Annotated in this window: 13 protein-coding genes; 2 read left to right on the top strand and 11 right to left on the bottom strand. The window is 41.3% G+C overall.

Annotated features, from left to right (window positions below):
• Positions 1-32: 32 nt before the first annotated feature.
• From ACT3TU_RS12720 to ACT3TU_RS12680, 9 genes are all read right to left on the bottom strand, one after another.
• A complete protein-coding gene (locus tag ACT3TU_RS12720; protein ID WP_442477749.1) occupies positions 33-242 on the bottom strand; it encodes a hypothetical protein in 210 nt (69 codons plus the stop codon).
• On the bottom strand, positions 239-751 hold the full coding sequence (locus ACT3TU_RS12715) for an IS630 family transposase (RefSeq protein ID WP_444519076.1): 513 nt from the start codon (positions 749-751) through the stop codon (positions 239-241). The genes ACT3TU_RS12720 and ACT3TU_RS12715 overlap by 4 nt, the downstream gene beginning before the upstream one ends.
• The gene (locus ACT3TU_RS12710) at positions 726-1,076 is read right to left on the bottom strand and encodes an IS630 transposase-related protein (RefSeq protein WP_442477747.1); all 351 of its coding nucleotides are present in this window, start codon (positions 1,074-1,076) and stop codon (positions 726-728) included. Before ACT3TU_RS12710 ends, ACT3TU_RS12715 begins: the two co-directional genes overlap by 26 nt.
• A gap of 58 nt (positions 1,077-1,134) precedes the next feature.
• Entirely contained in the window at positions 1,135-1,905 is a 771-nt protein-coding gene (locus tag ACT3TU_RS12705) for a DNA-binding protein (RefSeq protein ID WP_442477746.1), read from the bottom strand.
• A gap of 186 nt (positions 1,906-2,091) precedes the next feature.
• Positions 2,092-2,346: a hypothetical protein gene (locus tag ACT3TU_RS12700; protein ID WP_442477745.1), complete on the bottom strand. Its 255-nt coding sequence runs from the start codon at positions 2,344-2,346 to the stop codon at positions 2,092-2,094.
• A 268-nt stretch (positions 2,347-2,614) separates the two neighbouring features.
• A complete protein-coding gene (locus ACT3TU_RS12695) occupies positions 2,615-2,842 on the bottom strand; it encodes a type II toxin-antitoxin system RelB/DinJ family antitoxin (protein WP_058368521.1) in 228 nt (75 codons plus the stop codon).
• An 83-nt stretch (positions 2,843-2,925) separates the two neighbouring features.
• Positions 2,926-3,882, bottom strand: a complete 957-nt coding sequence (locus ACT3TU_RS12690; RefSeq protein WP_058368520.1) for a replication initiation protein — start codon at positions 3,880-3,882, stop codon at positions 2,926-2,928.
• Between the two features lie 326 nt (positions 3,883-4,208).
• Positions 4,209-4,379 (bottom strand): hypothetical protein, encoded by a 171-nt coding sequence (locus ACT3TU_RS12685; protein ID WP_156410067.1) that lies wholly within the window; start codon positions 4,377-4,379, stop codon positions 4,209-4,211.
• A gap of 198 nt (positions 4,380-4,577) precedes the next feature.
• Positions 4,578-4,919, bottom strand: a complete 342-nt coding sequence (locus ACT3TU_RS12680) for a hypothetical protein (RefSeq protein ID WP_444526160.1) — start codon at positions 4,917-4,919, stop codon at positions 4,578-4,580.
• Between the two features lie 259 nt (positions 4,920-5,178).
• Here ACT3TU_RS12680 and ACT3TU_RS12675 point away from each other — a divergent pair, with 259 nt between their 5' ends.
• Both ACT3TU_RS12675 and ACT3TU_RS12670 read left to right on the top strand, forming a co-directional pair.
• Entirely contained in the window at positions 5,179-7,830 is a 2,652-nt protein-coding gene (locus tag ACT3TU_RS12675) for a MobA/MobL family protein (protein WP_444784453.1), read from the top strand.
• A 25-nt stretch (positions 7,831-7,855) separates the two neighbouring features.
• Positions 7,856-8,812: a hypothetical protein gene (locus ACT3TU_RS12670; protein WP_201615423.1), complete on the top strand. Its 957-nt coding sequence runs from the start codon at positions 7,856-7,858 to the stop codon at positions 8,810-8,812.
• Positions 8,813-9,000: 188 nt separating this feature from the next.
• Here ACT3TU_RS12670 and ACT3TU_RS12665 read toward each other — a convergent pair whose 3' ends face one another.
• Both ACT3TU_RS12665 and ACT3TU_RS12660 read right to left on the bottom strand, forming a co-directional pair.
• Positions 9,001-9,276, bottom strand: a complete 276-nt coding sequence (locus tag ACT3TU_RS12665) for a hypothetical protein (RefSeq protein ID WP_201598287.1) — start codon at positions 9,274-9,276, stop codon at positions 9,001-9,003.
• A 156-nt stretch (positions 9,277-9,432) separates the two neighbouring features.
• The gene (locus tag ACT3TU_RS12660) at positions 9,433-9,657 is read right to left on the bottom strand and encodes a helix-turn-helix domain-containing protein (protein WP_201626158.1); all 225 of its coding nucleotides are present in this window, start codon (positions 9,655-9,657) and stop codon (positions 9,433-9,435) included.
• Positions 9,658-9,947: the final 290 nt, after the last annotated feature.

Below are 9,947 nucleotides of genomic sequence, written 5' to 3'. Positions count from 1 at the left end.
CCTAATTAAACTGAAACGTCGAATACTTTTATTTAATCAGCATCTAAAGAATTATCTTTGTTTTGAATAAGTATCAGAGCATCTTGTGCTTTCTTAAGTTGATCTTGTAACAGAGTCACTTGTTCCTGCTCTGATAGGTGACGGCTTGATAGCTCGCTATATTGATTATTTAATACGCTATGCTCAGCTTCAAGCTTAGCCTGTGTTTGAGTTAGCTGATCATTGAGTTCTGATATAGTCAATCCACAATAAAACTGGAACAACCCATATCATGAAAGAGTTTAGGTAGATTATTTTCCATCCAACCTTGGCGTAGAAACTTTGCCTGTGCCCATTTCTTTTCGATAGGGTTTAGATCAGGACTATAAGGCGGTAGAAATAAAAGCCTGTGACCGTGCCTGTTGAGTAGTCTTTGTACTCGCCTATGAAAGCTGGCATTATCCATGACGATCACGCATGAAGTATTTAAGCTTGGAATCAATGTGTATTTGCACCAATCATAGAATATGTTGCCATTGATATTCTGCTCGAAGTAATTTAGTGCAAACAGCATCTTTTTGCACAAAGCACCAATGACGTTAGTTCTTTTTTTACCTTGCCAGTTGTAACTATCGATACAAGGCTTACCTATCGGCGCATAACCGTAAGGACGAATAGTTTCAGCCTCAAAGCCACTTTCATCTATGTAAATAATGGGATAGCCTTGCTGTATAAAGCTATCAAGCTTATTCTGATATATCGTTCTCTTCATCGGGCAGGCTTTTGGATGCTCTAAGGTCTTTTTTTTGACTGATACCAAGGCGTTTTAAAGCTGACTCAATGCCTGATTTACTGCACCCTAAACGCTGTGCTCGCTCGTACATATAATCGTCAGGATATTGCTCAACGTCTTTCAATAAGGCTTCATTAGGTATTTTAGTCGGTGCTTTATTTCTAGTTATTTTAGGCACTAAGTCCTGCTGCCAACTGTGAATAGTACTGGTACTCAGCTCATAAAAGATAGCGGCTTCTCGAATAGTCATACCTTCTTTAACGCTACGTAATACTTGCTTGCGAAAGTCGATTGAATAAGTCATGGTTGATGCTGTTAAATGAGTTTATGATAGCTATTGTATCGATTTTATATAAGATTTACTATAGTTTGTTACGCTCAGCGATTATGGCCTTTAACTCCCCTTTAACCTCTGCTGTGTCAGTCGCCATCTCATTGCGTTCCGTAGTGACTGTCTTTAGCTCACCCTTAGTCACTGTCAGTTCTGTTTGTAGACGTGCAATTTCTGCTTTATCGCTACTAGCAGTGGCTTCAAGCGTGGCCACTTTTGATAGGTTGGCATTTAACTCTTTTGACTGCTGATCAAGGGTATGGCGCAGATCTGCAAGTTGAGCTTGGGCTGCATCTGTCTTAGCTCGTTCAAGCTCAAGCGCGTGCTGAGTATCACTGAGTGTCTGTATCAGCGTGTCACGTTCAGCAGTAATCTGAGCCGAAGTGATTGCCGCTGCCTCTGCAGTTGCTGTGACCTCATCGAGCTCTAGCAACAAATTAGCTTGTTCACTCTCTAGCGTCTTAACCGCCTCTTGTGCCTCGTCTGTCTCAGCTTGTGCCTTGGCCTTAATACCCTCTAACGCCTCACGCTCTTTAACTAGACGATCATTGGCGATATCAATGGCCGTCTGCCACATATCCGCACCAAGCGTTTGTAAGCGCTCAGTGATTCCACTTGGTAACTCAACCTGTCTTAGCTGCTCTTCTTCTTGGTTATCCTGACGCCAAGACTTCATCGCCTCACTGATGGTCGTGAATGAGCCGCCGCCTAGCGCTTTACGTACTTCGGCTAGAGTGGGCTTAATACCTTGTTCTTGTAGTTGGTCGGCAGTGGCATGAATCTGCTCTGTAGTAATGGCCATAATCATTGTCCTTAATAATGTTGTATGAGTAAATATGTAGTTTTTGTATTATATGTATATAGTATAATACATTTTACAACATACTACAATGCAAGATATAAAAAAACCTCAAGTGATCTTGAGGTCTCAGTCATTAAATTAAGGCTAGTGATCCGCTAAGTATTCTTCTAGCGCATTATTGATCATTTATTGATAGTCACCACCTGTTTGCTTGGCTCTATCCTTAGACTTGGCAATGATACTTGGGTTGATGACACTCGCCTCAGCAGAGAACGCTTGCGGCTTAATACTGCCACGGATAGCGTTTGACCAACCCGTAACTTCTGGAATATCTGATAAATCAATATTGTCATCACTAAGCGTTGCTAAATATTCTAAGTCTGCTTGTTGCTTTGCCGTTAGTGGTGGTAGCTCGTCTATTTGATAGCTAACTTTGTTCACACTGGCTCCCTTTAATTTTTTTGACACGTCTAGCTGAGATAATGCGTATAACCTCACCATTATCTATTTCTGTTTGCGTATGGGCTACCAATAGGACGGCGGTACCGTCTACTGTACCCAGCGCTTGCCACTGCTTTTCATCATTTTAATACCTGTCTTGCTGACGCAGGCATAAAAGGTCTAGAAAAACTCGGGCGGCTGCCTCAAATAATAAACGGTGCTTACGCTGATTGGTGTTTTTTTTGTTCATCCCATTCAAATCTAATACTTATCTGTTCTCTCTGTCAGTATGCTCTTTATAGATTAGCAATTCATCTTGACTGACAGCTGATACTTTCTGGTATTCAAAAGATAGCGGTACTTGATTGGTTTGCGCCACTTGGGTCAAGAACAATTTAATCGCTTGAGACGGCGTTAGACCATAGCTTTCAAACACGGCAAAAGCATTTTCTTTTAGCTCTTGATCGAGCCTGATATTATAATTAGTTGTCGTCATGGCATTACAAATGGCTTATCTGTGTACATATAATATAAACCATTTGTATAGACAGTACCAGATTAATCACTCTTTTTTCTTTGCTATGATTTTTGCTTAGGGAACGTATAACCTACCGCCAGCAAATGCTTTTTATGGGTCTTTAAAAAAGCTTCATCTCTTAATTGAGTGTGTAACCAGCTGATCACTTCTTGGGTACTTTTTCCTGAAGGCGCATAGCTACCAAATGGGGCATAGTTAGCCAATAGAGGCGCAAAACGGTCGATCTGTTTGACGGTTAAGGATGGTATATCTCTATTCTCATTATTCTGATTTAAGTCCTCCAGACTTTTTTTCTTGGTGGGCTTAGCTTTGACATTAAATTTTAGTCCTGTGACGGTACGACCACGTTTAACGTTTTCATAGGTGATTTTAATATCTGACTTTTCTGTTATTTCTTCAACGCTTGGGTTGATGACTCGACTTTTTAGGTTGTTAATACGTTCGTAAGATTTAGAAAGAGCTAGCTCCTCTCTAATTTCTTCAAGTGACATTGTCCACGAGCTCATTGCCTCATGTTTTTTGGCCAGATGGTATATATCTATTGAATATTCACCCTTCAGTTTAAGTACATCTTCTTTTTTATATTTAGTGAATGGATTATTTTCATCAAAAACCTTCAACATCAGTAGCACTTCATCTGTAAAACATAGAGACACATAGCCATCTTCATATATTGATCTGATGACCCACTGTACATTGACACGGCTACCGCGTTCATTTCTATAGCTAAAAAATCGCCTCATCATCGTTTCACTAGCATCTTTTAATTGAGTATAAGCAGAATCCACTTGAATGTTGCAAGCCTCTGCAAATGCTTTCGCGGTTATCTCTATAGTGTCTTTTTCAGTGGCATCTATCAAACGCACTACTGAACTAGCAAGCAACAGCAACCGTTTTTCATCAAGTGTCATTTCATAAAACGCTTGTAGAATACGATTTTGCATAACAACCCAATTTGCAGGGTATTTCTTCTCATATAAACCAACTTGGTTAGTCATACCTACGCCTTAATGCTCAAATCTATCTAATTGTAGCATAATACCTGCTGATTGTAGCTTTTAACCTAGCTGATTGTAGCATTAACCTAGCTGATTGTAGCATTAACCTAGCTGATTGTAGCTTTATAGATCTTGAAGCCCTTAATTGGTAAGGTCTGAGAGCGTCCTAAAAGTCTTTAAAAGTCTTTAAAAGTAAAAAATATGTTTTTATATTAAATAATAGGAAAAAAGCTCAAGAACTGACGGATTTGAGATGATAATATGAGCGACCAATCACTTATAAAACTTATCAGTAGCTCAGAATGCAATTGTCCATTTACTTGATGTTAATCCTCGTTCACATAGTTCGGATCAAGCTTGGATCTTTGAAAATCTTCAAAAGCATGGTCAAAGATATTTTGAATATCTTCATCTGTCATTCTGGACAACCCTGTTTTCACATTCTCAATATCAGTCTCATTTTTTGTAGATAGTTTATCTTCATTTTCAGTAGCCATTATCGATACCTCTGTAAACTCCTTTTAAATCGTTGCCAAAAAGCCTAAAAACCACTCTTATATGTGTTTTACACTCTGTTCGATACGATGGTAGCTAAAGCTGTTCTAAAACGCTTAAAACAGCCGATAATCGTCTCCTAACCTTTCGCTAATTAGCAGACGATCCAGCTGTACCGTCAATTAAGCGATTTCTAGCAGCTACTGTGCTGATGAATCATCATCAAACAATGAACCGTGATCACTGTTCTGACTGCTTTTAGGCGGTGTAAAGCTGCTTGGTACCACCTCAGCTTTACTTTGTATTTTATTGGCAATTGCTTTCAAAAACTCACGGTGCTTTTTTAAACGAACGTAATTTTCATTATCGTGTGCGTCTAAAAATATAGCTTGTAACTCATGATTGTCATCATCGTCTAATGCGTTGGCTAACCATTCCCCCAACACCTGATGTGCCTCAAGTCTGTCCTGATTGATTTCTTTTTTAATAGCCTGTAACTGCTTTATCTTATCTGCGAATAGATCATCTGATATTACTGACATTATCTCATCCTTTTCTAGTCAACTATGATAGAGTTGATCCTAGCAGTGTACACATAGGGATGCAAGGTAGTAAAATACACAAGACCACATTGTTTCGTGGGCGCAGTAGTATTTTAACCCTCTGTTAAGAGCGAACTTAGGAGTTTATTTAAAAAAGACCCACAAGGGGTGCTATTTTTTTACATAAACTCCGTCGTTCGGCAGGGGGCGATCCCCCTACAACCCCCAAAAACCATCTTTTAACTTCGGATTTTTTGCCATGAATAATAAAGGATTTCATCTGTCGGTTAGTGCCGTTAGTAAGGCGAAAAATCATAGTGTGTTGGCAAAATCTGCATATAATTCTGGCTCAAAACTGATCGATAAGCAGTCAGGAGAAGTACATGATTACACCAGTAAAACTAAAGATAAGATTTTAAATTTAGTTGATAGTGATGGCACTAAATACGCTCAAGTGATTGAGAAAAATGTGTTGTATACGGCGTTGTTAACGCCAACTATTGCTGGGGATTTGGCGGTAACGCGTGAGGGGTTTTGGAATGATATCGAACGTATTGAGACTCGTAAAAACGCGCAATTGGGTACTGAGATTGACATGATGTTTCCTGAGGGGATCACGGCTGATCAGCGCATGGTGCTGGTCGAGCGCTACGCTCAAACCTTATCTGATCGCTATAATGTGCTTGTCGATGTGGCCATCCATCGACCCCACAGTCATGAGAAACATGTGGGGAAAGGTGAAGTGGTTGAGCTGACCAGTAGTAACTTTCATGCCCATATTTTACTCTCAAGCCGTGAAGTATTAGCGGATGCGGATAAAGGTTATGTCTTATCGAAGCGTAAGAATTGGACACAGTGGTCAACCGGTGAGCGGCTATCCAAAGGACTAAATGGGCGCGGTGATGAGCTTAAATATCAACGCACCCTTTGGGCGGATATGGCTAACGAGCTATTGCCTGAGAATAAAGCGATCAATGAGAAATCGTACCGTGAGCAGGGCATTAATCGTTTACCAAAAATGAAACTGGGCAAGGCATTGTATAAGGATGTCTTAAAAGGTAAGCGCTCAGTGATTCATGAATACAACGAGACAATTGATGAGATCAATGCCTACATCGAAAAAAATGGTCTGGTAATTGAGTATGACGACAAGGGTCGCATTGATCTTGAGAGCAACGCACAAGAGGTTAATGGCGTTACAGTGCATTATAAAAAGCGTAAACCCTTTGCGCGACTTGAGCTTAGTAACATTCGCTTGGTGGATCCCGCCGCTGAACTGACACCCGCTACCCTTAAAAAGGACAGTCAGACTCATAGTAATGCGGCCAATGATGACGTACTTGATGAGCTTTTAGTGATCTCAGACGATTTTGAGCAGCAAAAAAAGATGGTACGCAGCGCCTTATTCTCAACCATTGATAGGCTGCATGAAGAGTTAGCACACCAGTCTAAACAGACCATCACTATTGACAAAAATATTAAAAGCACACCGAGGTTCACCGAAGAGGTGGGACAGGATTACAGCACGTCCCGCCAAAAAATGATTGAGCTTACCAAGCAAATAAACACAAAAGAGAAAAGCGAGGCTCTAAATGAGGCTTTAGCGTTGGTTGAGCAGTTTAGACAAGACGACACCCTACAAACGGGCCGTGCCGTTACCAGTCTTGAGAAGCAACTGTCACAGATTGATAAAATAGTGCTGAACAATAAAGCGGTGCTAAAAAAGCTGATCCCGCTTAATAATGAAGTCGTTGCTGACTACAAAGGGTTAAAGGCCACCCTAAAACCATTTGCCGCAAAGCTGAATAAACTGGCGACTGGCTTTAAAGCACTTGATGAGATTGATATTGAAAAATCCGACTTATCCTTACAGTGGGATCAAGCGTTTGCGGATCTACAAGAGATAGACGTCACCAATAACATGGACACTTATCATAAGTTTGCCGCATTTGCAGATCTGGATGTTGAGCGCTTTAAATACCTTGAAAAAGAGCGTGAGGCGCTCAGTACGTTAAAAGCAGTAGAGGTAGACGCGGATGCTTACACTCGTTTAACGGCATTGACCGCTGATGTTAAAGCGTTTAAGACCACAAATAATGAAGACATCAAACAGTTAAAGCAGCAAATTAATACCAGTCAAAAAACCTATCAGCGCCTGTCGCCGTTTTATGAGCAGCGTATCGCCTTACTGGATCAAAGTGAAGTTGTGATTGTGCAAGATGATGACCTATACGATGAGATTACCCGTACCAAGACCACTCAATTGAACGCAGATCGGCTTGATGACTGGCGCAACCGTACGATGGTGCTTCACCACCAGCTCAATAAAGCACATGAGCAAGCAAAGCTTAAGGAAGAGGCTGAGCGCGCACGAGAGGAGGCTTTAACCAGGCGGCGAGTAGCTTTACAACAGAGACGGCAGCAGGCATCTCTTAAGCGTCAGCGAATCAATGAGACCAAAGCATATCGAGATCGATTTGACAATTTAGTGGTACGGGTGCGTGACCGCGTTGATACCCTTGATTTTAAGGCCGTTGATGCACCGATCGAAGTGATCAACGCGGCTGAGGCGGTTGCCGCACAAGCATTTATATTCACCACTCTAAAACGCGCTGACAGCTTTACGACACTACAAAAGAGTTTACGAGACACCGATGCCAAAAAAATTGCAACGCAGGTGCAGAAGGCAGCAACATCGCTGTGGCAACAGCTTGAGCGCTTGCCTGACAATCAAGATAAGGTCGAGGTATTAACCCAGATCAATGAGCGCTTTGAGCACGTTCCTGCTATCACCATAGATGCGGCAACGCTCACGCAAACCGTGACAGATCATTTGCAAAAAACGAAGAGCGCTATCCAAGCGCATGAACAAGCACAAACACGCCGCTACCCATCACCACGTCCATTTTAGGCGGCATTATGATAATGAGCATCCCATGAATAAAGACAATAGCAATGAGCAGGACATTCACGACGAGCTTATTAATCTCGTGACCAGACTCAAACCTGTGATCGAAGCTCTGCGAGCACTGATTGGACAAGCTGACGATGTAGTGGCAACGCGCCTTGATCACTCTCTTAGCCGTATCGATACCAAGATAGATGAGATGACTTCAGTTACTCAAAAGCTGGATGGTAGCGCAAGCAGTGCCTCGAAGGCATTGAGTCAGTATCAAGAACTTGTATTAAAGCAGCTTCAAGCGGCAGTGACCACCTTTACTGACACTGAAATGCCGCGTCGTTATGATGACAAAATAGCGGGTATCATCACCGATATGAAACAGCAGATTGATACGGCTGTACAGGCGGTCGTCACTGCTAAAAACGCCAGCATAGAGGCGCAAGTGATTACCATGCAAGCGGTGGCTGATAAGCTTGGCGCTAGTGCGGACAGTCTTGCACTCTTTACCAATCAGTACCAAGCTGGTCATAAGCAGATTATTACCGATATTGAGGCGCTTGAGACCGCTACAAAAAAGCGGATTGGAGAAGTAAAAGAGGAGGCTGAAAAAGACTTGGATAAGATTTACAAGTCTATTGAGTCCATGAGTATTAAAAGGATAGCAGCAGTGGCCGCCGCCTGTATGGCAGCTGTGATAATAAGCCTTGTGGCCCTGATCTTTTGGTATGTGCCAAGCTTTGATGAGATTGCAGAAATGAGACAGCAGCAAGCAGAGCTACAGCGCGGCATCGATGAGCTTGAAACGGGTTGGAAACAGGCCTTTAATAATGCTCAAAGTGCGCAGTTTATTTTGGCTTGTGATGTTAATAAAGAGCAGCCTGATGCAATCAGCTGGTGCGTTAGAGCAGACAGTAAGAGTGTTTTGAGAGATGAGAGAGGCTTTGTTTATTATAAAATAGCTGGGGTGCCGCGTGCAAAGCCGACTGAGTAAAGACGTATGGTAATAGTGAGCTATATTGCCCAAAAGTGCGTCTTCTGAAACATATAAGACTGAAAAAAGGCTTGTTTGATTGTCGTTATCTTTGTCTATATTAAAAAGCCAGATAATGACACTTTATCTGGCTTTAAGGGTTATTGTTTCTTGTTAAACAAGAAGTCTGTAAATATAAGCTAAAGTGACTAGGCTGCTTGGTCAGTGTAAGCTGTGACCAACTCTATAAAAGCAGTTTCAAGGATGCTTAAAGTGTAGTCGTCAACGATAAGACCATCATCCAGCTGTCGTTGTACCCAGACATACACCGCTTCATCATTATAAAGAATAGCGTCAACACCCAGTAATGATGCCAGCTGTATGCCTTGCTGTATTTGTAAGCTTGATAACAGCTCAGAAGCTAAGGCTTTAGTCTGTTCACTAAACCATGTGCAGCTGTTGAGCCGCGATAGATTGTTATTCATTAGTATTCTCCTGCAGATTATTGTGTGTAAATAATGGATAAAATGACTTTCTACAGGTCAAATTATACCTATATTTTAATCTATTGCAAGAGAAAATGACCTTCTATAGGTCTTTTTGTACGTTTGAGGGTTGTAATGTCTTATCAAAGAGTGTGTTTACTCAGGCGACTCACTGCTGTTCTCATTTATGATTTCATATAAATCACCAATATTGATTCTAAGATACGTGCATAAAGACTCGATGACATCTAGGTCAACTCGGGTGGCTTCTTCATGATACATGCGAGTAATGGTGCCACGATTGATGCCAGTATCCCTTGCGACATCGGCAATTTTAAGGCGTCTTTCGCCCATGATGGTCGATAAGTGACACTTCACCATAGTGGTTTCCTCATTAACGATTGGTGGTTTTTGATTGGTGAGCGGATTATAACGAATATGAGCGGCTAACGTATTCCTTTTAGTAGCTCAAATTGATATTCAACAGCGGTAATTTACCTAGTAGTAGGCAGTTTGTTATGCTGTCTTTAATGCAGGACGTCTATCATAATGGATAGACGCTAGTTAGAAAAGACGATGCTATTTTGACTATGAAGTATTGCTATTAGTAGTGATGTGACGTACATTTTTAGTTATACTTATATACTTATATACTTATATACTTATATACT

This window comes from Psychrobacter sp. AOP3-A1-26, from assembly GCF_052378235.1.
Classification (GTDB): domain Bacteria; phylum Pseudomonadota; class Gammaproteobacteria; order Pseudomonadales; family Moraxellaceae; genus Psychrobacter.
The sequence above is the reverse complement of the archived record's forward strand: the minus strand, read 5'-3'. Positions and strand labels throughout refer to the sequence as shown.